Origin of the sequence: Gordonia sp. ALPHA1B1, assembly GCF_005502615.1 — a bacterium.
Lineage (GTDB): Bacteria > Actinomycetota > Actinomycetes > Mycobacteriales > Mycobacteriaceae > Gordonia > Gordonia hongkongensis.
Map to the genome: position 1 here is coordinate 43,963 of NZ_SCOC01000003.1, position 21,977 is coordinate 65,939.

The following is a 21,977-nucleotide window of genomic DNA, read 5'->3' on the forward strand; positions in this document are numbered from 1 at the left end:
CGGGGCGCACGCTTCGGGTGCGTTCCAGCGTCCCGCGACCTGCGTGAGGACACGATGCGCTGCCCCTTCTGCAAGAACGACGACACCAAGGTCATCGACTCGCGTGTCGCAGATGAAGGGCAGGCCATCCGCCGCCGTCGCTCCTGTGTGGAGTGCGGTCGCCGGTTCTCGACCGTGGAGAGCGCCGTGCTCGCGGTGGTCAAACGCAACGGCGTGACCGAACCATTCAGCCGGGAGAAGGTCATGCGCGGCGTGCGGCGAGCCTGTCAGGGCCGCCACGTCGCCGAGGACGCGCTCGCGCAACTCGCCCAGCAGGTCGAGGACACGGTGCGCGCCAGTGGATCGGCCGAGATCCCCAGCAACGAGGTCGGACTCGCCATCCTGGGTCCGCTCCGCGATCTCGACGAGGTGGCGTATCTGCGCTTCGCCTCGGTGTACCGGTCGTTCGACTCGGTGGAGGACTTCCAGCGCGAGATCGACGACCTGAAGGCGGCATCGGGCTCCGGGAGCGCGCTCGCCGAACCCGTGTCAGCCGAGTCGGTCCAGAGCTCGTAGGACCCGTTTCTCCGACACCGGGAACGCGGTACCGAGACGCTGGGCGAACAGCCCCACGCGCAACTCCTCGACGAGCCACTGCGCTTCGTCGTCGACCACCGCCCGCCGGTGCTCGGGTACCTGTTCGAGACGCTGGGCCCACCGTTCGACGACGCGATCGACGGCGGCCACCCCGGCCTGGTCGCGTGCTGCGGACGCGGGTAGTGCCTCCAGACGTGCTTGCGCGCCGTCGAGATAGCGCGGCAGATTCTCCAGGTGGCGTCGCGCGGTGGCCGCCACGAATCCATCGAACACGAGGTGGGTGACCTGTTCGGCGACGTCGTCGGCAGCCAGCGAACCGGCGTGCCGGTCGATCGCCGCCCGCAGCGGGGCCATCCGTTCGAGGGCCGCGACGGCCAGCGAGAAATAGTCCGGTGCGGCCGCGGCGACCCGTGGCCGGATCCGTTCGAGCAGCGCCGAGAAGGACTGTGGTGAGCGAACCGCGGCGAGCTCTGCGTCGTCGATGTCGGCGACGGTGTCCCGAATGGCCCGTCGGGTGCAGTCGGCGAGCAGTGCCTCGGTGGTCGAGTACGGGCTCTGGCTCAGGGCGAGTCGGTCGACCGGACTCAGCGAGCCGGCGATCCGCTTGTGCAGCGGAGGTATCGCGAGGTCGAGGAGGGCGACGATCCCTCGTCGCAGGAGGCGGTCTCGTGTCTCGGGGCTCGCCGCATCGACGACGACGACGCCCCGCGCGTGGCCCTTCGCATCGGAGACCACGTCGATCGTCGGGTACCGGGTCAGCCGCTGCCCCGCGACATCGACCGTGGTCTGCTCGGCGAGCGAACCGATCCCGTCGGCGGTCCAGGTCCGATACAGGGTGCGCGACACCGTCTTCGGCGCCGCGGGCGTTCCGGTCTGCTGGAGTTCGGGCAACGAGTCGGCGCGGGAGACGATCCGTCCGGAGTCGTCGGCCACCGCGAAATGCATGCGCAGGTGCGGCGGTACCCGGTCGGTGTCGAAATCGGCTGCGGTGACCCGCATCCCGGTGATCGCCGAGAGCTCGCGCGCCAGCCCGGTGGCCAGCGGCTCTTTGCGCGGGGTGAGCCGGCCGAGCGCGAGTTCGGCGAACCGCTGCGCGGGTGACATGCTCTTGCGCAACTGTTTCGGTAGCGACTTGACCAGTGCGGTGGCCAGTTCGGCGCGCATGCCCGGGACCGACCAGTCGAAGCCGGCCGGTCGGACGTGGGGGAGCAGTGCCTGCGGGATCACGACGGTGACGCCGTCGTCGGGTGCGCCCGGTTCGAACCGGTAGCGCAGTTCGAGTCGGGTGTCGCCCTGCTGCCAGGCGCCGGGATAGTCCGTCGGCGCGACGTCGGTGCCTCCCGTGACGTCCTCGGGGCGCAGATCCAGCAGATCGGGTTCGACCCGGCGGGCCTTCTTCCACCAGGTGTCGAAGTGCCGGGCGGAGGTGACCTCGGCCGGTAGCCGCTGGTCGTAGAACTCGAAGAGCTGGTCCTCGGTGATCACCAGACCCCGGGTGCGCGTGCGGTTCTCGACGTCCGAGGCGGCCTCGAGAAGCGTGCGATTGCGGTCGAAGAAGGCGTGCTGCGTCCGCCAATCGCCCTCGACCAGAGCGTGCCGGATGAACAGCTCCCGCGAGACCACCGGGTCGATGGGGCCGTAGTCGACGCGCCGGCGGGCGACGAGCGGGACCCCGTAGAGGGTCACGCGTTCGTAGGCCATCGCCGCTCCGCGTTTCGCCGACCAGTGCGGCTCGCTGTGGGTGCGCTTCACCAGATCCCCGGCGAGTTTCTCGGCCCACAGCGGATCGATCCCGGCGACGGTGTGGGCGAACAGGCGCGACGTCTCGAGGACCTCGGCCGCCATGATGAAGGCGGGCGGCTTCTTGGCGAGCGGAGAGGCGGGGAAGATCATCAGCGTGGTGTTGCGCGCACCGGTGAACTCGCGGCCCTCGGTGTTGCGGGCGGCGATGTTGCTGAGCAACCCGGACAGGATGGATCGGTGGACGGCGTCGGCGTCGAGTTCGGTGGGCGCGACCGACCAGTCGAGGTCCTTGACGATCTCGGTCAGCTGTCGATGGAGGTCCTGCCACTCCCGGATGCGCAGGAAGTGGAGGTACTCGCGCTCACACATGCGCCGAAAGCGGCTGCCGGACAACTCCTTGCGCTGTTCGCCGAGGTACCGCCACAGCTCCACGTAGGACAGGAAGTCCGACTGCGGGACGACGAAGCGCCGGTGCTGGGCGTCGGCGGCCTCCCGGTGCTCGGCCGGCCGTTCCCGTGGATCGGGGAGCGACATCGCGGCGGCGATCACGAGAAGGTGGTCGAGACAACCCAGTTCGTGTCCGGCGATGAGCATCCGGGCGACCCGGGGATCGACCGGGATGCGCGACATCGACCGGCCGATCGGGGTCAGTCGCGGGGGCCCGCCCTCGCGCGGGACGGTGATGGCGCCGAGTTCGGTGAGAACACCCATACCGTCGCGGATCGCGCGGTCGTCGGGCGGCTGGACGAACGGGAACTCGGCGATCTCACCCAGTTTCAGCGAGGTCATCTGGAGGATGACCGCCGCGAGGTTGGTGCGCAGGATCTCCGGGTCGGTGAAGGCCGGCCGGGAGTCGAAGTCGTTCTCGCTGTAGAGACGGATGCAGACGCCCGGGGCGACACGACCGCATCGACCGGCCCGCTGCCGGGCACTGGCCTGTGAGACCGGTTCGATGGGAAGACGATTGACCTTGGTCCTGGTCGAGTACCGACTGATACGGGCGGTGCCGGTGTCGATGACGTAGCGGATGCCGGGCACGGTCACCGACGTCTCGGCGACGTTGGTCGCCAGCACGATCCGGCGTCCGTCGGAGGGGGAGAACACCTTCTGCTGCTCGGCGATCGACAGTCGCGCATAGAGCGGCACGATCTCGGCACCGGGACCCTTGCTGCCGCCGGTTCGTCGACGGAGCGCCTCGGCGGTCTCTCGGATGTCCCGTTCGGTGGGCAGGAACACGAGGATGTCGCCGCGGCCACCGGCCCACAGTTCGTCGACGGCGGCGTCGATGCCCTGGATCTGGTCGAGGTCGGCATGTTCGCCGCCGCCGGCGTCGTCCCCGTCGTCGGGGCGTTCCTGCAGGCTCAGCGGTCGGTACCGGATCTCGACCGGATAGGTGCGTCCGGATACCTCGATGACCGGGACCGAGGTCTTCGGCGTGCTGAAATGCCGTGCGAAGCGCGCCGGTTCGATCGTCGCCGAGGTGATGATCACCTTCAGATCGGGGCGTCGGGGCAGCAGGCGGCGCAGATAGCCGAGGATGAAATCGATGTTGAGGCTGCGCTCGTGGGCCTCGTCGATGATGAGGGTGTCGTAGCGGCGCAGCATGGGGTCGGTGGCGATCTCGCGGAGCAGGATGCCGTCGGTCATGACCCGGACGAGGGTGTCGGCGCCCGACCGGTCGGTGAACCGGACGGAGTAGCCCACCGCGTCGCCGAGTTCGGTGTCGGTCTCGTCGGCGATGCGCTTGGCGACCGAGCTCGCGGCGATGCGCCGGGGCTGGGTGTGCCCGATCGACCCGCGGATGCCACGCCCGAGTTCGAGGCAGATCTTGGGGAGCTGGGTGGTCTTGCCCGAGCCGGTCTCGCCCGCGACGACCACGACCTGGTGGTTGCGGATCGCCTCGGCGATCTCGTCGCGTGCGGCGGAGACCGGTAGTTCGTCGGGGAAGCGCAGAAACGGCACGGTCGCGCGCCGCCGGTCGAGACGGGCGCGTGCCTTGTCGACATCGGCGACCAACTGTCGCCACTTCGCGGCATCCGGGCGCGCGGCGAGCCGATCGATGCGACGACGCAACCGGTCGGCGTCGACGAGGCCCACGTCGTCGAGTGCGCGGAGCAGATCCGAGCGGGGGATGTCCGATGCAGCGGTGTCCGGTGGAGACGGGGACGGGTCAGGTGACGAGGACGGGGCCGACATGATCACTCCAGGATATGGGGAAGCGCCGAGGCCGGTTCACCCCAGTGGCCGCGTGGGCCGCGTGGACCGGCATCATGGGGCCATGGCTGATGGTTCGAGCACTGGTACTGGATCGTTATGGCACGGTTTCGCCGACATGGGTGCGGTGACCGCGAGCGGGCCGTTCGTCGTGACCAGGGGAGAGGGTGCGCGGATCTTCGACCGCGACGGCAACTCCTACCTGGATGCGACCGCCGGACTGTGGTTCACCAACGTCGGGCACGGCCGGACCGAGATCGCCGATGCCGTCGCGCGCCAGCTCGGCACCCTCGCGCACTACTCCAACTTCGGTGACTTCGCGAGCGACGTCACCCTGCAGCTCGCCGAGGAGCTCGGCGCCATCGCGCCGGTACGCGGATCGAAGATCTTCTTCACCTCCGGCGGCAGCGACTCGATCGACACCGCGGTCAAACTCGCCCGTCGCTACTGGGTGGAACAGGGACGCGAGTCCAAGCGGGTCGTCGTCAGCCGCACCAAGGCCTATCACGGGATGCATGTCGCGGGTACCTCGCTGGCCGGGATCCCGCTCAACCACGACGGCTACGGCGAACTCATGCACGACGTCCAGAACGTCGACTGGGACGACGCGAAGAGCCTGCTCGGTCTCATCGAGCGCGTGGGCGCCGACAACATCGCCGCGTTCTTCTGCGAGCCCATCATCGGGGCCGGCGGCATCTATCTCCCGCCGGAGGGCTACCTCGCCGAGGTGCGGGGCATCTGCCGCGACCACGACATCCTCTTCGTCGTCGACGAGGTCGTCACCGGCTTCGGCCGCATCGGCGGCGAATCCTGGTTCGCCTCCGCACGATTCGACCTCGAACCCGACATGATAACCACCGCCAAGGGACTCACCTCCGGGTATGTCCCGATGGGCGCGGTGTTCATCGCACCGCGGATCGCCGAGCCGTTCTTCGCCGGCGGCGTCTGGTGGCGGCACGGGTACACCTACGGCGGTCACGCGGGCGCGGCGGCGGCGGCCCTCGCGAACCTCGAGATCATCCGGCGCGAGAACCTGCTCGCCGAGGCGACCCGGCTCGAGGGTGACCTCGCCGCCGCGCTGTCGCCGCTCGCCGACCTCGACACGGTCGCCGAGGTCCGGACCGGCCTGGGCGCGGTCACCGCGGTACAGCTGGCCGACCCCGCGACGGCGCCGGCGACGGTGGTCAAGCTGCGCGAGCACGGGGTGAGCACCCGGGCCGCAGGTCAAGGGGCGCTGCAGATCTCGCCCGCGTTCGTGATGACGACCGCCGAGGTCGGCGAACTCGCCGACCGGATGCGCGCGGCGCTGAGCTGACGCCGCAGGCCACGCCTTGTCGTGGTCATCCCGACGATCCGGTGGTCATCGCCGGACCGCGGTGAGTGCGCCTGAGAACGACAGGGCCCGGCTGCGTAGCGCAGCCGGGCCCCGTCGTCGTCTCACATGCGACGGATCAGGCGTTGGCGAGCACCTCGGTGGTCGCGATCGCCTGGGCGACACCGCTGACGATCGACGCGACCTTGAGCGCCTCGAGGATCGCCTCACGATCGACGCCGGCTTCGCGCAGGGTGTTCTCGTGCGCGGCGACGCAATGACCGCAGCCGTTGATCGAGGACACCGCGAACGACCACAGCTCGAAGACGGCCTTGTCGACGCCGGGGTTGCCGATGATGTTCATCCGCAGGCCCGGACGCAGGTCGTCGTACTTGCCGTCGAGGAAGCCGCGACCCCGGTAGAACACGTTGTTCATCCCCATGATCGACGCGGCGCCGAGCGCGGCGTTGTAGGCCTCGGCGGACAGCGTGTCGGCGGCCTCGTCGGCGATCTCGCTGAGCACCTTGGCGTTTCGCGTGGCGGCAGCGGTCGACAGCAGGGTTCCCCAGAGCTGCTCCTCGGTCAGCGCGGTGGTGCGGCTGATCGAACCGAGGTTGAGCTTGAGGTCTTTGGCGTACTCGGGAAGTGCTTCCTTCAGGTTGTCGATGCTCATCTGTTCTCCTCTCAGACGCCGGCCGTCATGAGCTCGCCGGCGTCGATCGTCGGGTCACCCTTCTTCCAGTTGCAGGCGCACAGTTCGTCGGACTGCAGTGCGTCGAGGACGCGCAGGACCTCGTCGACGTTGCGGCCCACGGAGCCCGCGGTGACCGACACGAACTGGATCTCGTTGTTCGGGTCGATGATGAAGGTGGCGCGGTCGGCGACGCCGTCGGCATTGAGAACGCCTGCGGCGGTGGCGAGTTCGCGCTTGAGGTCGCTCAGCATCGGGAACGGGAGGGTCTTGAGGTCCTCGTGCTGTGCGCGCCACTGGAAGTGGACGAACTCGTTGTCCACCGAGGCGCCGAGCACCTGGGTGTCGCGGTCGGCGAACTCGTCGTTCAGCTTGCCGAACGCGGCGATCTCGGTCGGGCACACGAAGGTGAAGTCCTTCGGCCAGAAGAACACGACGCGCCACTGGCCGGGGTGATCGTCGGACGACACGGTGGTGAAGTAGTCGTCGGGCTGCTGGGCATTGACCTTGCTGAGGTCGCCACCGATGACGGCGGTGAGGTTGTAGGCAGGGAACTGGTCACCGATGGTGAGCAGGGCCATGTATCGCTCCTTCAGCTGGTGAATGTACGGAATCTGCGCGCGAATGAGTTTCGCGACGTACGGGTACCATCGTGCCGGATTCCGGTCGAAAACGAAACGTGATGACTAGCACTATACTGATAAGCATGTCCGATAGAACTTATCAGCCGACCGTGGCCGGGTTGCGTGCCTTCGTCGCACTCGCGCACCGACGCCACTTCGGCACTGCGGCAGCCGATCTCGGTGTCAGTCAGCCATCGCTGTCGCAGGCGTTGTCGGCGTTGGAGTCCGGTCTCGGTGTGACCCTCGTCGAACGCACCACGCGGCGTGTCCTGTTGACCGCCGAGGGTGACGAACTCCTCCCGCGAGCGATCGCGGTGACCGAGGCCATGGACGAGTTCACCTCGGCGGCCGCCGGAACGGGCCGACCGCTCAGCGGGCCGCTGCGGCTGGGGGTCATCCCGACGGTGGCGCCCTACGTCCTGCCGACGCTGCTGCGCGGACTCGGGCAACGGCTCCCGGACCTCGTACCCCGGGTGGTGGAGGAGCAGACCGCCCGCCTCGTCGAACAACTGCGCACCGGCACGCTCGACGTCGCGCTGCTCGCTCTCCCCGTCGACATGCCCGGCATCGTCGAAGTTCCCATCTATCGTGAGGATTTTGTTCTCGCACTCCCGTCCGGTCATGCGCTGGCCGGACGCCGCCGCGTCGATCCCACGGCGCTCGCCGACCTGCCGCTCCTCCTCCTCGACGAGGGGCACTGTCTGCGCGATCAGGCGCTCGAGGTGTGCCGGCTCGCGGGCGTGCGGCCCGATCTGGGTCAGACCCGGGCCGCCTCGCTGACCACCGCGGTGCACTGCGTCGTCGGCGGACTCGGCGTGACGCTCATCCCGCAGACGGCGGTGGCCTCCGAGACGGCGTCGGGTGATCTGGCCACCGCGACCTTCGCGGCCCCGCGGCCGGGGCGGCGGATCGGCCTGGTCTTCCGGGCGTCCGCGCGCCACGACGAGGCCTACCGCGAACTGGGCTCTCTCATCGGCGATCTCGTCGGTGCGACCGGTGCCGTGACCGCGCTCTAGACCGTGCCGCCGGCCATCTCGGCCGCGGCCGCCTGTGCGGCGAGAGCCTCCCACTCGTCGACGAGACTCGAGTCGACCTCGCGGACCATGGTGCCCAGCTCCTCGACGATCCGCTCGATCTCGGGGGTCACGACGCTCGTCGGAACGCCCTGCCGGAGAACGCGATAGCAGTCCGACAGATAGCGCAGCAGCACGCCCTCGCTGCGCGCCAGCCCGTACGCGGAGATCAGCTCGGTGAAGGTCATGGCCTTCTCCAGCATCTCGCGGAGCACCGACTTCGGCGCCGGCGGGAACGACGACACCCACGGGTGCCCGCGACGATAGATGTCGAACGCGGCGTAGATCTCCTCGGCCAGCGGCTGCGGCCAGGTGATCTCCTCCAGGCGCGACATCCGCTCCTCGTACTCGATGCCGTCGGCCTTCATCTCCGCGATCGCGGCGTCGCGCGCGACCTTGCGCTGGGCCAGCAGCAGCGGGCGCGGGTTCTCCAGGGTCGATTCGAGGATCGAGACCACATCGAGTGCGTGAGTGGACGACTCGGGGTCGAGGATCTCGAACGTCGCCAGCGCGAAGGCGGACAGCGGATTGGTCAACGCGAAGTTCTCCGGCATGTCCACGCTCAGGGCGATGTGTCGGCCGGTGTCGTCGGGTTCGGCGAGTTGCACGACGATGCCCGCGTCCCGGAGCCCCCGATAGAGCTCGATCGTGTGCTTGATGGTGCGCAGCTGGCGGTCGCGCGGTTCGTGATTGTCCTCGAGAAGGTGGCGGACCGCGGCGAAACAGTCGCCCGGTCGGCCGAGGACCTCGAGGAGCATGGCCGTCGTCATCTGGAAGTGGCTGCGCAGGGGCTCGTCGGGCGCGTCGACGAGCTGGAGGAAGGTCTTCTCTCCCCACGAGACGAAACCCTCGGGTGGCTTCTTGCGCACCAGCTTTCGGAGCTTCTTGGGATCGTCGCCGGCCTTGGCCACGGCACGGGCGTTCTCCACGTCGTGGTCGGGAGCCTGCGCGACGACGTAGCCGATCGTGTCGAAACCGGCGCGCCCGGCCCGGCCGGCGATCTGATGGAACTCGCGTGCCCGCAGGCGACGGACCCGCCGTCCGTCGTATTTGCTCAGGGCCGCGAACAGGACCGTGCGGATCGGCACGTTGATGCCGACGCCGAGGGTGTCGGTGCCGGCGATGACCTTCAGCAACCCCTGCTGCGCAAGACGTTCGACCAGACGGCGGTAACGGGGAAGCATCCCGGCGTGGTGGACGCCGATACCGGCGCGCAGCAGTTTGGACAGCGTGTTGCCGAAACCGGTGGAGAACCGGAAGTCACCGATCGCCTCGGCGATCGCCGCCTTCTCCGCCTTGTCGCAGATCCGGACGCTGAGCAGCGCCTGCGCGCGCTCCACCGCGGCGGCCTGGGTGAAGTGCACCACGTAGATCGGCGCCCGTCCCCGGTCGACGAGCTCCTCGATCGTCTCGTGGATCGGGGTCATGGCGTAGGCATGGTCCAGGGGGACCGGACGCTCGGCGCCGGTGATCTCGACCGTCTCGCGTCCGGTGCGCCGGGTCAGGTCGTCGACGAAGAACGACACGTCGCCGAGCGTCGCCGACATCAGCAGGAACTGCGTCGACGGCAATTCGATGAGCGGGACCTGCCAGGCCCAGCCGCGGTCGGGTTCGCCGTAGTAGTGGAACTCGTCGGCGACGAGGGTGCCGATGTCGCTCGCGCCGCCGGCGGCGAGGGCGAGGTTGGCGACGATCTCGGCGGTCGCACACACGATGGGCGCGTCGGCGTTGACCGCGGCGTCGCCGGTCAGCAGTCCGACCTGGTCGGCGCCGAACATGGCGCACAGCTCGAAGAACTTCTCGCTGACGAGCGCCTTGATGGGTGCGGTGTAGAACGCACGCTCGCCGCGGCAGCGCGCGAAGTACAGCGCGCCCGCCGCGACGAGTGATTTGCCCGAGCCGGTCGGCGTCGCCAGGATCACGTGGCTGCCGGCGAGGAGCTCGAGAAGCGACTCCTCCTGATGCGGGTAGAGGTCGAGGCCGCGTCCCGTCCACCACTCGGTGTACCGCTCGAGTGCGGTGTCCTCGTCGTCGGCGGGGACCAGGACGTGCGGCGCGGGTATCGGTGCGGTGTCCGGGATCAGATCGGTGATCGCGGACCCTCGTCCCCGGGGCCGGCCTCACCGTCGCCGGTCTGCTCGGCCAGGAACCGTTCGAGTTCGGCGCCGAGTTCGTCGCCGCTGGGCAGCGATTCCTCGGCGGCGAGCAGCGACGAGCGTTCCTGCGCGGCCTGGGTGAACGTGTCGTACTGGGTCTCCAGCGCCGCCACCACGGACTCGATCTCCGAGTTGCCCTCGACCTCGTTGTCCACCTGTGCGCGCACCTTCTCGGCGGCGCTGTCGAGAGCGGCGAGGGGGAGGTCGAGACCGGCGAGCTCGGCGACCGCCGCCAGCAGGCGTGCGGACGCCGCCGGGTAGTTGGTCTGCGCGAGATAGTGCGGGACATGTACGGACAGGCCCGACGCCCGGTAGTCGTGTTCGCCCATCCGCAACTCGAGGAGCATCGACGCGCTGGCGGGCAGCTTCATCGCCGATCCCCACCGGGGCAGGTCACCGAGGGCGTCGGGATCACTGCCGTGCGCCGTGATCGACGGCGGGCGGGTGTGCGGTACGGCCATCGGGATCGCGTTGAGCCCGATGACATCGGTGACGCCGAGTCCGTCGCTCAGGCGTCGGACCGCGTCGACGAACTGCTCCCACCGGAGGTCGGGTTCGGAACCGGCGAGCAGGAGGAAACCCTTGCCCGAGTTGTCGCGGATCGCGTGCAACGCCAGCGTCGGCATCTCGACGTCGGTGAAGGTCTCGCCGCTGAACGAGATGGTCGGCCGGCGTGACCGGTAATCCATCAGCTCGTCGGAGGAGAAGGTCGCGACCAACTCGGACTCGAGGCTGTCGCGGAGGTGCGTCGCGGCCAGCGCGACCGCGTGCCCGGCGTCGGCGAAGCCCTCGAGCGCGTGGATCAATACCGGACCCGTGCCGTCGGGCCGGGTCACCTGCGGAGCGGGAAAGGCGAGTTCATACAGCGCGTCGTTGCGCGCGGGCTGCTCGTCCACGTCGTCCCTCCTTCTGCTGGCACTGTCCCGGAAGAGACAGCTGAACGTCCATTGTCTCGCACCGCACCCGGCGGTGGCCACTCGCCTCGGTGCAACCACCGCGACACACCGGTGATTCCCCCCGTTGGTGTTCCTGGTTGTTGTTCCCCGGGGGTGTGTCCTCGACACCTGGCGGAGACGCCGGTGGCACAGTAGACCGTTGTGATCGAGCCGCATGCGCCCCGACTGCGCTTGTCCCTGCCCGGCCGCCTCGTTCCCGGCGCGGTGGCCGGTCTCGTCGCCGCGGCGTTCGTGCTGTCCGCCTGCTCCGTCGGCGGTCAGCCGGAGCCGTCGAGTCCGGACCTGTCCGCGCGATCGGTCGAGGCCGCGGACTTCCCGGACGGCGCCGCGAGTCCCATCCCGACGTCGGCGGTCGCGAACGCCCTGGCCGACGTGACCGGGGCGCCGATGCCCGGACAGACGGGCACCGAGGTGTCGCCGCCGGAGTGTGCACCCGCGTCCGTCCCCGCGGACGGAGCGGTCGCGTTCCTGGGTCCCGGCCCGGGGGAGCGGGCCACCCTCACCTCGGTCGTGGCCGGTGTCGAGACGCCGCTCGACGACGTGGTCGAGTTGGCCGAGCGCTGCCCCGAGACCACCACGACCACGTTCGGGGCGTCATCGACGATCACCACCGAGGTGCTGCCCCCGCCGCCGGCGCCGGACAGGGTCGACACCGCGACGATCCGCCGTGCGATCGTGACCGGCGGCGGTGTCCCGTCCACCACGAGCGCCCTTACGCTGCTCGGCGAGCGGGACGGCGTGCGGGTGTACACCGAATACCGTTGGCCCGCAGCAGGTCCTGTGCCTCCCGAAGCGTCCGCCGCGCTCGACGCGCTGTTCGGAAAGGCGCTTGCGGCCGCGTTCGGCTGATCAGTACCGCCCTGTGGATGACCACCCCTGGTTGTCCACAGCGTGTGTCGCACGCCGTTCGAGCGGCTTTGCCACGGGTGACGCTGTCGCCATGCAGATCCTCGAACCGCCACCGCATGGCCCCCACGACCCGACGACGCTGCTCACCTCGATCCCCGCTCGACTGGGGTTCGTCCCCGAGCGGTCGATCATCGCGATCGCCATCGCCGGCGACCGCACGGTGAACGCGACCATGCGGCACGACCTCGCCCTCGAATCCGATGGCAGCCCCACGCGCGAACTGGTCGTCGTCCTCGCCGGGCTCGGTGAGATCACGTCCACCTACGGCATCGAGGAGATCGTCGTCGTGATCGCCGATGACCGCTACCCGGCGGACGACCGTCGCTATCGGCGGATCCTCGCGATGAGCGACCGGTACTTCGGCGATGTCGGTGGTGTCGCCGCCGGTTTCGTGGTGCCGGGCTTCGATGCCGGCGTGCACTGGTCGACCATCTGGTGTCCGGAGGACCGGGCCTGGTCGGTCGACGTGTCCGCGGGGTCGGCCGGACAGCTCGACGATCCGCACACGAGTCCGACCGCGGTCGCGGAGGCGGTGCGTTCGGGACGGCGGATTCTCGCCCGGCGCTCGGAGATGCGGACGATGCTCGAACCGCTCGACGGCGAATGCGGTCCGGGACGTCCGCTGCCGGACTGTCGGGCATGCCGGGGCATCGACCTGGATCAGAGCGATCTCGACTTGTTCGAACCCGAGGAACAGGACGTCGAGGCCTCGACACGGGCACTCGACCTGGTCATCAGCGCGATCATCGAGGCGGAACAACCCCTGGATTGTGGCGAACTGGACCGACTGGAACGGGCGATCCTGCGCCCCGACGTCCGCGACGCCGCGCTCGCCCTGGCCGTCACCGAACTCCGGGGAGCCGCCGAACACCTCTGGCGAGAACTCACCCGCCGTCTGACCGGACGCGGAAGGTCCACCGCCGCAACACTTCTCGCACACCTGCACTACATCGGCGGGGACGGCGCCTACACCGGTGTCGCCCTCGACGTCGCGCTTGCGGGCACGGACACCGACCACCTGGCCACGCTGCTCGACACCGCCCTGCGGGCAGGTGTCCGCCCGGCCAGGCTGTGGGGCACCATCGAAAAGTCCTACGACGCCGCGAAACGCCTCGGCGTCGTCATCCCGGCGGCGACACTGCGTACCGCCGGGTGACCACTGCAGACCTCGGCTGTGTCAGACCTTCTCGACGACCTTCTCGACGAACAGCGAGTGCGCCATGTCGGACGAGAGTTCGAGGCCGTCGTGACCGGGTGTGTCGATCGTGATCGTGCCGGCCGTGTTCGACACCGTCACACGGGCGTTGGGAACCACGCCCGCCTCGCGCAGCGCGCCGATCAGTTCGGTGTCGGACTGGGCGTGTTCGGACAGGCGACGCACGATGACCGGCACCGTCTCACCCGGCGGGAGGTCGGCGAGGCGGGTGGCGCCGTCGTCGGAGCTCGGCACCTCCACGCCCAGCAACTCCAGTCCCGGGATGGGGTTTCCGTAGGGCGAGGTCGTCGGGTACTCGAGGACCGCCAGCAGGCGGCGTTCGACGTTCTCGCTCATCACGTGCTCCCAGCGGCAGGCCTCCTCGTGGACCTGATCCCAGGGCATTCCGATGACGTCGACCAGGAGGCGCTCGGCGAGGCGATGCTTGCGCATCACCGCGACGGCGAGCGTGCGTCCCCGGTCGGTCAGTTCGAGGTGCCGGTCCCCGGCGACCCGGAGGAGACCGTCGCGCTCCATGCGGGCAACGGTCTGCGACACGGTGGGACCGGACTGGTCCAGACGCTCGGCGATCCGCGCCCGCAGCGGCACGATGCCCTCTTCTTCGAGATCGTAGATCGTTCGCAAGTACATCTCGGTGGTGTCAACCAGGTCGTTCACTGTGCGCAATCCCTTTCGTCCCCGCCAAGATTACCCTCTTCGGGAGCGGTGACCGCGATCTCACCGCGACCGGGGAGTCCCGGGGCGGCGGTACGTGGCGCGCACTCGTGTCCGACGCGACATCCGTGGCCGCTGCGCGATGTGTACCACTAGCCTGAGGTCGTGATCAACACTACGAGCGCCCGATGACGACGGCCGTCATCTGGAGCGAGGACTTCCTGTCCTACCGATGGGCCCACACGCACCCGATGAACCCGGTCCGACTCGCCCTCACGATGACCCTCGCGCAGAGCCTCGGAGTCCTCGACGACGTCGAGACGATCCCGCCGCAGGCCATCGACGACGACGCCCTGACCGTCGTCCACAGCCGCGACTACATCGACGCGGTCCGTGCGGTCGGTTCGGGGACGGCGTCGCTGTCGGGGCCGTTGCTCGAGCGGTTGTTCGGCCTCGGCGACGCCGACAACCCGGTTTTCACCGGGATGCACGAGGCCGCGCGCCTGCTCGTCGGCGGCACGCTGGCCGCGGCGCAGACGGTCGTCTCCGGGGCGGCGACGAGAGCGGTCAACATCGGCGGCGGCATGCATCATGCGATGCGCTCGCGCGCCGCCGGATTCTGCATCTACAACGACTGCGCCATCGCGATCAGGTATCTGCTCGACCACGGCTTCGACCGCATCGCCTACCTCGACGTCGACGCCCACCACGGCGACGGCGTCCAGGTCGAGTTCGCCGCCGACCCGCGGGTGATGACGGTCTCGCTGCACCAGCACCCGGCGACCCTGTGGCCCGGCACCGGATGGCCGACCGAGGTCGGGGACGGCGACGCGGCGGGCAGCGCGGTCAACCTGGCCCTCATGCCCAACACCGAGGACCGGTTGTGGCTGCGCGCCTTCCACGCCGTGGTGCCGTCGCTGATCGCCGAGTTCCGGCCGCAGATCATCGTCAGCCAGTGCGGTGCCGACAGTCACCGCGCCGATCCGCTGACCGACCTCTCGCTCACCGTCGACGGACAGCGGGCGGCGATGATCGCCATGCGTGACCTGGCCGACAAGTACTGCGAGGGCCGCTGGATCGCGGTCGGCGGCGGTGGCTACGGCGTCGTCAACGTGGTGCCGCGCAGCTGGACGCATCTGCTGGGCGTCGCGCTCGGTCGCGAGGTCGACGTGTCGTCGGTCATCGACGAATCCTGGTGTGCCACAGCCGAACAGATCTCCGAGCAGGTGCACTCCGACTACGCCGCCCCGCCCGTTCGGGTCATGGGCGACGGGGGCATCGTCGATTACCAGCCGTGGGCCGGCGACGCCGGTCAGGAACCACCCGAGGGTGTCGCGGCCAACGCCCAACGCCAGACCGACCGCGCGATCCTCGCCACCCGACGCGCGGTCTACCCGCTCCACGGTCTCGACCCGGAGGACCCCCGTGACTGACGACACGTCGACCGCCGACGCCACCGCGCCCGCAGACACTCCCGCCATGGCCGATCAGCCGGAACCGCGTAGCCCGTGGGACTACCCGCGGCACTGGATCGCCGACGTGCTGGCGTCCGACGGCGGCGTCGTGCACCTGCGACCGATCGTGCCCGACGACGCCGACCGGATCGTGGCCTTCCACTCCAAGCTGTCCGAGCGCACCCGGTACATGCGGTACTTCGGTCCGACCCCGACCCTGCCGCCGCGCGAGGTGGCCCGGATGACGACCGTCGACCACCAGCAGCGTGTCGCGATCGTCGCCGAACTCGGGGGCGAGATCATCGCGGTCGGCATCTACGAGGGTCTCGGCTTCGACGGCAAACCCGAATCGGCCGAGGTGGCGTTCGTCGTCGCCGACGAACACCAGGGCCGCGGCCTCGGACCCATCCTGCTCGAGCACCTGGCCGGTGCGGCGGCGGAGAACGGTTTCACCCGCTTCGAGGCCGAGGTCCTCAGCGAGAACCCGAACATGGTCGCGGTGTTCCGCGACGCGGGGTATCAGCTCGCACGGAGCTTCGACGGCTCGACCGTGCACGTCGAGTTCCTCATCGACCCCACCGAGGCGCTGCTGTCGGTGCGCAACGCCCGTGAGCGCGCGTCGGAGGCCCGCAGCGTCGCCAATCTGCTGCGACCCGCCTCGGTCGCGGTGATCGGCGCCTCGACGGACCCGAACAAGGTCGGAAACGCCCTGTTGGCCAATATCATCGCCGGGGGATTCACCGGGCCGGTGTTCCCGGTCAACGGCCCCGCCCGGGTCGAGGAGGAGCCGGAGCCGGGACGGCCCGGTGTCGGCCGCGACCCGACGCCGGCGCGTCGTCGCACCCGGGAACGACCGCCGTCGGTGCGGGGGATCCGGGCCTACGAGACCGTCCGCGACATCCCCGACCCCGTCGACCTCGCGGTGGTCGCGGTGCCGGCCGCGCGCGTCGACGACGTGCTCGACGACTGCCTGGTCAAGGGTGTGCGCACGCTCGTCGTGGTGTCGTCGGGCTTCGGCGACTCCGGCGAGGAGGAGGGCCTCGAGAACGAGCGCCGCCTGGTCGCCCAGGTCCGCGAGCACGGGATGCGACTGGTCGGGCCGAATGCGCTGGGCGTGGCGAACAACGACCCCGCGGTCGCGCTCAACGCGACCCTGGCGCCCCGCATCCCGGCCGCCGGCCGGGTCGGGTTCTTCTGTCAGTCGGGCGCGCTGGGCATCGCGATCCTCGACACCGCGGCTCGACGCCAGATCGGCCTGTCGACGTTCGCCTCGGCCGGCAACCGCGCGGACGTGTCCGGCAACGACCTTTTGCAGTACTGGGACACCGACGCCACCACCGACGTCATCCTGCTCTACCTGGAGAGCTTCGGTAACCCGCGTAAGTTCTCCCGGATCTCGCGGCGGGTCTCACGCTCGAAGCCGATCATCGCGGTCAAATCCGGCCGGGGTGCGATGACGCCGGTCCGGGCGGCGCGCTCGGCGGCCACCCTCGACGACCAGATCGCCCGCATGATGCTCGAACAGGCCGGCGTCATCCAGGTGGACACGATCCCCGAGTTGTTCGACTGCGCGGCCGTGTTCGCCTACCAGCCGCTGCCGCGCGGCCCGCGCGTCCGCATCATCGGCAATTCGTCTGTGCTGGGCAGCCTGGCGGCCGACACCGCGCGCAACGGCGGCCTCGAGGTCGTCGACACCGTCGATCTCGGTGCCGGCGCCTCGGAGGAGGAGTTCGAGTCGACGGTCTCGGCGGCGATGGCCGACCCGGGCGTGGACGGGATCATCGTCGTGTTCGTGCCGCCGGTCGCGGTCGGCGCCGACTGGCACGCCCGGGCGCTCATGGCGGCGGCCAACACTCCCGACGCCGACGCCGACAAGCCGATCGTCACGACCTTCCTCGCCGTCGACGGCATCCCGCCGGGGTTGACCCGGCCCGGTCCGAACGGCATGCCGACCAAGGGCTCGATTCCGTCGTACGGCTCGCCCGAGCGCGCTGCCGCCTCACTGGCGAGGGCGTGGCAGTACGCCCGGTGGCGCCTGCGGCCGGAATCGGTGGTCCACCGTCCCGACGGCACCGATCCCGAGGCCGCGCGGATGTTCGTGCGCGAGGCTATGGTCGGCGACGGTGCGTCCGGTCGTCCCGCCGAACGGTTGCTGGGGCATGTGGAGTCGGCGAAGCTGTTGCGCTGGTACGGGATCGACGTGGTCCCGTTCCGCGAGGTGACCACGATGCACGAGGCATCCGCGGCGGCCCGTGAACTCGGGCTCCCGGTGGCGGTGAAGGCGACGTCGGACAAGTGGCGCGGTCGTCTCGATCGCGAGGGCGCGCGCCTGGACCTACCCGACGCGACGACGGTGGTGACGGCGTTCGCCGAACTGACCGAACTCACCGGCGACCGCGTGCTGCACGTGCAGAAGATGGCGCCGAAGGGCGTCGGCACGGTCATCCGGGTGCGCGACGATCCGTCGTTCGGTTCGGTGATGTCGTTCGGTCTGTCCGGGCGGACCTTCGATCTGCTGGGCGACCACGGTTACCGCGCCGTCCCGCTGTCCGAACTCGATGCACGGGAACTGATCGAGGAGCCGCGTTCGGCACCGCTGCTGTCGGGCTACCGCGGGGAGGAGCCCGCCGACAAGGAGGCGCTCGCCGATCTGCTGCTGCGCATCTCGACGCTCACCGACGACATCCCGGAGGTCCGCGAGGTGGTCTGCGATCCGATCCTGGCCTCGGTCGACGGCGCGGCCGTTCTCAATGCCCGGATACGCGTGGGCCCGGTGCCCGACAGGCGGGACACCGGACCCAGGCGACTCGGGTGACCGAGTGGACTCAGCGAAGGAGGCGGCTGAGCGTGCGGGAACGCTCAGCTGGCGTAGGCGCGCAGGCGCTCGGCACGGTCGCCGTGGCGGAGCTTGCCCATGACCTCGCGCTCGATCTGACGCACGCGCTCGCGCGACAGCCCGAACATGCGGCCGATCTGATCCAGGGTGCGCGGCTGGCCGTCGTCGAGGCCGTAGCGCATCCGGATGACCTGCTGCTCACGCTCGTCCAGCGTCGCCAGGACGGCGCGGATGTCGGAGTGCAACAGGCCGGCGATGACGGCGTTCTCGGCGGAGGTGGCCTCGGCGTCCTCGATGAAATCGCCCAGGGGAGCTTCCTCGTCGCTGCCCACCGGCATGTCGAGGCTCACCGGATCGCGGCTGTGGTCGAGCAGGTCGGCGATCTTCTCCGCGGGGATGCCCGATTCGTTGGCCAACTCGTCGTCGGTCGCTTCGCGGCCGAGCTGCTGGTGCAGCTCGCGCTTGATGCGGGCCAGTTTGTTGACCTGCTCCACGAGATGGACGGGGAGCCGGATCGTGCGGCTCTGGTCCGCCATTCCGCGGGTGATCGCCTGACGAATCCACCAGGTGGCGTAGGTCGAGAACTTGAAGCCCTTGGCGTAGTCGAACTTCTCCATCGCCCGGATCAGACCGAGGTTGCCCTCCTGGATCAGGTCGAGGAGAGGCATGCCGCGGCCGGTGTAGCGCTTGGCCAGCGACACGACCAGGCGGAGGTTCGCCTCGAGCAGGTGGGCCCGGGCGGCCTCGCCTTCACGGACGATGACCGCCAGGTCACGCTTCTTGGCTGCGGACAGCCGCTTCTTGTTGGCCAGAACGTGTTTGGCGTAGAGCCCGGCCTCGATCTGCTTGGCGAGTTCGACCTCCTGCTCCGCGTTGAGAAGGGCGGTGCGACCGATTCCGTTCAGATAGACACGGACCAGATCCGCCGCTGGAGACTGGGCGTCGAGATCCTGTTCGGTCATCGCCGGCCGGGTACCCGGAGGGGTGACTTCGGCGAAACCTTTGGTCGGGGTCGAACGTGCAACTGTCGAGCGTGACATGCGGCCTCCTGACTTGAGTGCGTTCACTGGGTCCAACGCCCTTGTGTGGGCGATAGTTCCCGAGAGTGGTTCGGAGCAAACCTCGCCGAGGCTTGGTGACCTGCGCATTCTTTTTCGCGACTCGACAACCGGCTGAGAAGTTGCTGAGATGTCGCGCGCGGGGGAACCCGAGGGAACGCGGGGACCGCACGGGGCCGCGGTGCCGACCCGTCTGGTCCGGAGGTGTCAGGCGCGGGGGTCGTCGGGATCGACGACCTGCCCGTCGATGGTGCGCGACAGCTGGTGGTCGGAGCCGGTGTCGGTCAGTGCCGGGGGTCCGACGACGTGATGGTCGGCGCCGTACTTGTACTGGGGGACCTCGCCGCGCTTGCGCGGCGGACGGTCGTTGGCGATCAGGACCGCCGCCCATGGCAGCGGGATGGAGATCGCGACGATGGCCAGCGCCAGTAGTCCGGACCCGGTGATGCCGTAGGCGATACCGGCGATGGCGAGCGCCGGCACGCGGAAAGCCATGAGGAACAGATACTTACGCACACGCGCTCGGTGCTGGGCCTCGAGCGAGTCCGGTGCGTCGGTGATCAGGTACGCCTCGGCGCCCGGACGTTTCGACGCGGGATGTCCGTGCTCGTCGACGTGCGGCGACGTGCTGTTGCGGCCGTGCTGTCCGCGAGCGGACTCACCCATGGATTCCCTTTGTTCGAACACCCTCTCCACTGTCCTCCTTTTGTCGGTCTATTGCACCCGCCGCCGGGAGCGTAGCGAGCGGGGCGAATCGGGTCCCGCCGCCGGGAGCGTAGCGAGCGGGGCGAATCGGGTCCCGCCGCCGGGCGCGTAGCGAGCGGGGCGAATGAGCACTCGGGTGTTCCGTCGGCCCGGTTGTGACGCACAATGGACGAATGGGAACCGAAACCATCGAACGCCCGGACCTCGACGAATGGTCCGACACCAAGACCGACGAGCGTCCCGATGCCGACGCGACCGACCGGGGTGACGACGACCGCCCCAAGTTCTTCCACTACGTGAAGAAGAACAAGATCGCCGAGAGTGCGGTCATGGGCAATCATGTCGTCGCCCTCTGCGGCGAGACCTTCCCGGTCACGCGGTCGGCCAAGCCCGGGTCGCCGGTCTGCCCGAAGTGCAAGAAGATCTACAACAAGATGCGCAAGTGACGCGACGCGGCTGATCGGCGGGCGTCGCCGGTCAGCCGCGGTCGCGGTGCCGCGCCTGCCGGCGGATCGGGCCGGAGGACAGCCGGTCGGGCAGGGTCCGGAGTTGGCCGGTGAAGTCGGAGGTCTGAGAGTTCACCCAGTGCCGGACCTGCGTGGTGGTCGACGCCTTCGCGGGCCAGAATTGTTGCACGGCCGCGTTGAACTCGGCGCCGATCACGATGCCGAAGCCCAGTGAGAACGTGAAGAGCAGGAACGCGATCGGTGTGGCCAGCGCCCCGTAGGAGACCCCGGCCTCGGTGATCTTGGTCAGGTAGATGCGCAGCACGTAGCTCGCGACCCAGAAGAACACGCCGGCCACGATCGCCCCGCCGATGAGCCGATGCCACGGCAGGGGATTGGGCAGCGCGAGGTGGTAGAGCGTCGTCAGGACGAACAGCAGGAGGACGGCGACGAACGGGAAGTAGCCGTAGTCGATGAGCGTGGTGACGAAGGATCCCCACGACTCCGGCACGATCGCCCGCAGGTAGTTCGGTCCGAGCGCGACGAGGGGCAGCAGGAACACCGCGACGCTCAGGAAGCCGACGTAGAGGAACAGCGCGAAGAACCGCTGCCACACCGGGTGTCGGACCTCGTGCTGGTCGTGTGCGTGCGCGATCGAGGCGATGAAGCACGAGACGGCCGACGATCCCGCCCACAGCGAGATGACGAACCCGACCGACATGAGGCCGATCCGGCCACGCCCGAGCACGCTGTCGACCGTCGGGGTGATCAGGTCGTCGACGACCGTGGGGGTGAAGGTCCGGCCGGCGAGGTCGATGATGCGGGCGTAGACGACGTCGACGGTGTCGGGGCCGAACCAGCCGGCGACGTAACCGACCGAGCCGAGCAGACCGAGCAGCAGCGGCGGCAGCGACAGCGCCTGCCAGAACGCGGCCTGTGCGGCCCAGCCGATGATCCCGTCGTCCCAGGACTTGACGATCGTGCGCCAGACCACGCGATGGATGTTCGGCAGGACCGGCAGGCCCGGTCCGGACGCCGCCTCGGTTCGTTCCGGATCGTCGTTCCCGGTCTTCTCCGACCCAGCGCCCGGTTCGGTCGACCCCTTCGCGCCGCGGAGGACTTCGACGTCCCCGGACGCCGGGGCGGACCGCAGCGGCGCGCGCAGGGGTTCGGTCGCGGCCCCGACATCGGCGAGTGGGTCGCCGATCGGCGCGGTGACCGCAGTCGACACGGGACCCGGCGGGACGGCGGGCGGGCTCGCGGCAACCACCGACGACGGGTCGTCGGCCAGTGGGACCGGATTCCTCTTGCGCGTTGTGATGTGTTCAATATCCCCGATCGGGAGGCCGATTGGG

Annotated in this window: 17 protein-coding genes; 8 read left to right on the forward strand and 9 right to left on the reverse strand. The window is 69.4% G+C overall.

Annotated elements, in window-relative coordinates; all coding sequences use genetic code 11:
- Nucleotides 1-54: 54 nt before the first annotated feature.
- Nucleotides 55-555 carry a transcriptional regulator NrdR gene (nrdR, locus tag FFS52_RS02570; RefSeq protein WP_058250310.1) on the forward strand — a complete coding sequence of 167 codons (501 nt, stop codon included), beginning with the start codon at nt 55-57 and terminating at the stop codon, nt 553-555.
- On the opposite strand, the gene hrpA is transcribed toward nrdR, so the two are convergent.
- Nucleotides 529-4,515, reverse strand: a complete 3,987-nt coding sequence (gene hrpA, locus FFS52_RS02575) for an ATP-dependent RNA helicase HrpA (RefSeq protein ID WP_137808724.1) — start codon at nt 4,513-4,515, stop codon at nt 529-531. The genes nrdR and hrpA overlap by 27 nt on opposite strands.
- 82 nt (nt 4,516-4,597) lie before the next feature.
- Here hrpA and FFS52_RS02580 point away from each other — a divergent pair, with 82 nt between their 5' ends.
- On the forward strand, nt 4,598-5,848 hold the full coding sequence (locus tag FFS52_RS02580; protein ID WP_137808725.1) for an aminotransferase class III-fold pyridoxal phosphate-dependent enzyme: 1,251 nt from the start codon (nt 4,598-4,600) through the stop codon (nt 5,846-5,848).
- A gap of 136 nt (nt 5,849-5,984) precedes the next feature.
- On the opposite strand, the gene FFS52_RS02585 is transcribed toward FFS52_RS02580, so the two are convergent.
- Together FFS52_RS02585 and FFS52_RS02590 are read right to left on the reverse strand one after the other, a co-directional pair.
- The gene (locus FFS52_RS02585) at nt 5,985-6,518 is read right to left on the reverse strand and encodes an alkyl hydroperoxide reductase (RefSeq protein ID WP_058250203.1); all 534 of its coding nucleotides are present in this window, start codon (nt 6,516-6,518) and stop codon (nt 5,985-5,987) included.
- Between the two features lie 11 nt (nt 6,519-6,529).
- Entirely contained in the window at nt 6,530-7,117 is a 588-nt protein-coding gene (locus FFS52_RS02590; protein WP_058250204.1) for a peroxiredoxin, read from the reverse strand.
- A gap of 125 nt (nt 7,118-7,242) precedes the next feature.
- Here FFS52_RS02590 and FFS52_RS02595 point away from each other — a divergent pair, with 125 nt between their 5' ends.
- Nucleotides 7,243-8,175, forward strand: a complete 933-nt coding sequence (locus FFS52_RS02595) for a hydrogen peroxide-inducible genes activator (protein WP_171011531.1) — start codon at nt 7,243-7,245, stop codon at nt 8,173-8,175.
- On the opposite strand, the gene FFS52_RS02600 is transcribed toward FFS52_RS02595, so the two are convergent.
- Nucleotides 8,172-10,295: a DUF3516 domain-containing protein gene (locus tag FFS52_RS02600; RefSeq protein WP_171011538.1), complete on the reverse strand. Its 2,124-nt coding sequence runs from the start codon at nt 10,293-10,295 to the stop codon at nt 8,172-8,174. The two genes, FFS52_RS02595 and FFS52_RS02600, sit on opposite strands and share 4 nt — an antisense overlap.
- A gap of 17 nt (nt 10,296-10,312) precedes the next feature.
- On the reverse strand, nt 10,313-11,284 hold the full coding sequence (locus tag FFS52_RS02605) for a PAC2 family protein (protein WP_065628907.1): 972 nt from the start codon (nt 11,282-11,284) through the stop codon (nt 10,313-10,315).
- Nucleotides 11,285-11,521: 237 nt separating this feature from the next.
- On the opposite strand from FFS52_RS02605, the gene FFS52_RS02610 reads away from it, so the two are divergent.
- Together FFS52_RS02610 and FFS52_RS02615 are read left to right on the forward strand one after the other, a co-directional pair.
- On the forward strand, nt 11,522-12,193 hold the full coding sequence (locus FFS52_RS02610; protein WP_137808831.1) for a hypothetical protein: 672 nt from the start codon (nt 11,522-11,524) through the stop codon (nt 12,191-12,193).
- A 91-nt stretch (nt 12,194-12,284) separates the two neighbouring features.
- Nucleotides 12,285-13,409 carry a DUF4192 domain-containing protein gene (locus tag FFS52_RS02615; RefSeq protein WP_137808728.1) on the forward strand — a complete coding sequence of 375 codons (1,125 nt, stop codon included), beginning with the start codon at nt 12,285-12,287 and terminating at the stop codon, nt 13,407-13,409.
- A 21-nt stretch (nt 13,410-13,430) separates the two neighbouring features.
- Here the strand turns inward: FFS52_RS02615 and FFS52_RS02620 are convergent, their stop codons facing one another.
- Nucleotides 13,431-14,126 carry a metal-dependent transcriptional regulator gene (locus tag FFS52_RS02620; RefSeq protein WP_065628906.1) on the reverse strand — a complete coding sequence of 232 codons (696 nt, stop codon included), beginning with the start codon at nt 14,124-14,126 and terminating at the stop codon, nt 13,431-13,433.
- Nucleotides 14,127-14,311: 185 nt separating this feature from the next.
- Between FFS52_RS02620 and FFS52_RS02625 the strand changes: the two genes are divergently transcribed.
- Together FFS52_RS02625 and FFS52_RS02630 are read left to right on the forward strand one after the other, a co-directional pair.
- Nucleotides 14,312-15,556, forward strand: coding sequence for an acetoin utilization protein AcuC (locus FFS52_RS02625; RefSeq protein ID WP_137808729.1), 1,245 nt, complete (start codon nt 14,312-14,314; stop codon nt 15,554-15,556).
- Between the two features lie 46 nt (nt 15,557-15,602).
- Nucleotides 15,603-18,392, forward strand: coding sequence for a bifunctional GNAT family N-acetyltransferase/acetate--CoA ligase family protein (locus FFS52_RS02630; RefSeq protein WP_249356363.1), 2,790 nt, complete (start codon nt 15,603-15,605; stop codon nt 18,390-18,392).
- A 44-nt stretch (nt 18,393-18,436) separates the two neighbouring features.
- Here FFS52_RS02630 and FFS52_RS02635 read toward each other — a convergent pair whose 3' ends face one another.
- The gene (locus FFS52_RS02635) at nt 18,437-19,375 is read right to left on the reverse strand and encodes a sigma-70 family RNA polymerase sigma factor (RefSeq protein ID WP_171011532.1); all 939 of its coding nucleotides are present in this window, start codon (nt 19,373-19,375) and stop codon (nt 18,437-18,439) included.
- 303 nt (nt 19,376-19,678) lie between these two features.
- Nucleotides 19,679-20,137: a DUF3099 domain-containing protein gene (locus FFS52_RS02640; protein WP_137808731.1), complete on the reverse strand. Its 459-nt coding sequence runs from the start codon at nt 20,135-20,137 to the stop codon at nt 19,679-19,681.
- Between the two features lie 212 nt (nt 20,138-20,349).
- Here FFS52_RS02640 and FFS52_RS02645 point away from each other — a divergent pair, with 212 nt between their 5' ends.
- Nucleotides 20,350-20,622: a DUF3039 domain-containing protein gene (locus FFS52_RS02645; RefSeq protein WP_058250213.1), complete on the forward strand. Its 273-nt coding sequence runs from the start codon at nt 20,350-20,352 to the stop codon at nt 20,620-20,622.
- 31 nt (nt 20,623-20,653) lie between these two features.
- Here FFS52_RS02645 and FFS52_RS02650 read toward each other — a convergent pair whose 3' ends face one another.
- A complete protein-coding gene (locus FFS52_RS02650) occupies nt 20,654-21,892 on the reverse strand; it encodes a YihY/virulence factor BrkB family protein (RefSeq protein ID WP_137808732.1) in 1,239 nt (412 codons plus the stop codon).
- Nucleotides 21,893-21,977 lie beyond the last annotated feature (85 nt).

What these genes read in the sequence shown, in the direction of transcription:
- nrdR (WP_058250310.1), top strand. Translation starts at nt 55, where the DNA reads ATGCGCTGCCCCTTCTGCAAGAACGACGACACCAAGGTCATCGACTCG.
- hrpA (WP_137808724.1), bottom strand. Translation starts at nt 4,515, where the DNA reads ATGTCGGCCCCGTCCTCGTCACCTGACCCGTCCCCGTCTCCACCGGAC.
- FFS52_RS02580 (WP_137808725.1), top strand. Translation starts at nt 4,598, where the DNA reads ATGGCTGATGGTTCGAGCACTGGTACTGGATCGTTATGGCACGGTTTC.
- FFS52_RS02585 (WP_058250203.1), bottom strand. Translation starts at nt 6,518, where the DNA reads ATGAGCATCGACAACCTGAAGGAAGCACTTCCCGAGTACGCCAAAGAC.
- FFS52_RS02590 (WP_058250204.1), bottom strand. Translation starts at nt 7,117, where the DNA reads ATGGCCCTGCTCACCATCGGTGACCAGTTCCCTGCCTACAACCTCACC.
- FFS52_RS02595 (WP_171011531.1), top strand. Translation starts at nt 7,243, where the DNA reads ATGTCCGATAGAACTTATCAGCCGACCGTGGCCGGGTTGCGTGCCTTC.
- FFS52_RS02615 (WP_137808728.1), top strand. Translation starts at nt 12,285, where the DNA reads ATGCAGATCCTCGAACCGCCACCGCATGGCCCCCACGACCCGACGACG.
- FFS52_RS02625 (WP_137808729.1), top strand. Translation starts at nt 14,312, where the DNA reads ATGACGACGGCCGTCATCTGGAGCGAGGACTTCCTGTCCTACCGATGG.
- FFS52_RS02630 (WP_249356363.1), top strand. Translation starts at nt 15,603, where the DNA reads ATGGCCGATCAGCCGGAACCGCGTAGCCCGTGGGACTACCCGCGGCAC.
- FFS52_RS02635 (WP_171011532.1), bottom strand. Translation starts at nt 19,375, where the DNA reads ATGACCGAACAGGATCTCGACGCCCAGTCTCCAGCGGCGGATCTGGTC.
- FFS52_RS02640 (WP_137808731.1), bottom strand. Translation starts at nt 20,137, where the DNA reads ATGGGTGAGTCCGCTCGCGGACAGCACGGCCGCAACAGCACGTCGCCG.
- FFS52_RS02645 (WP_058250213.1), top strand. Translation starts at nt 20,350, where the DNA reads ATGGGAACCGAAACCATCGAACGCCCGGACCTCGACGAATGGTCCGAC.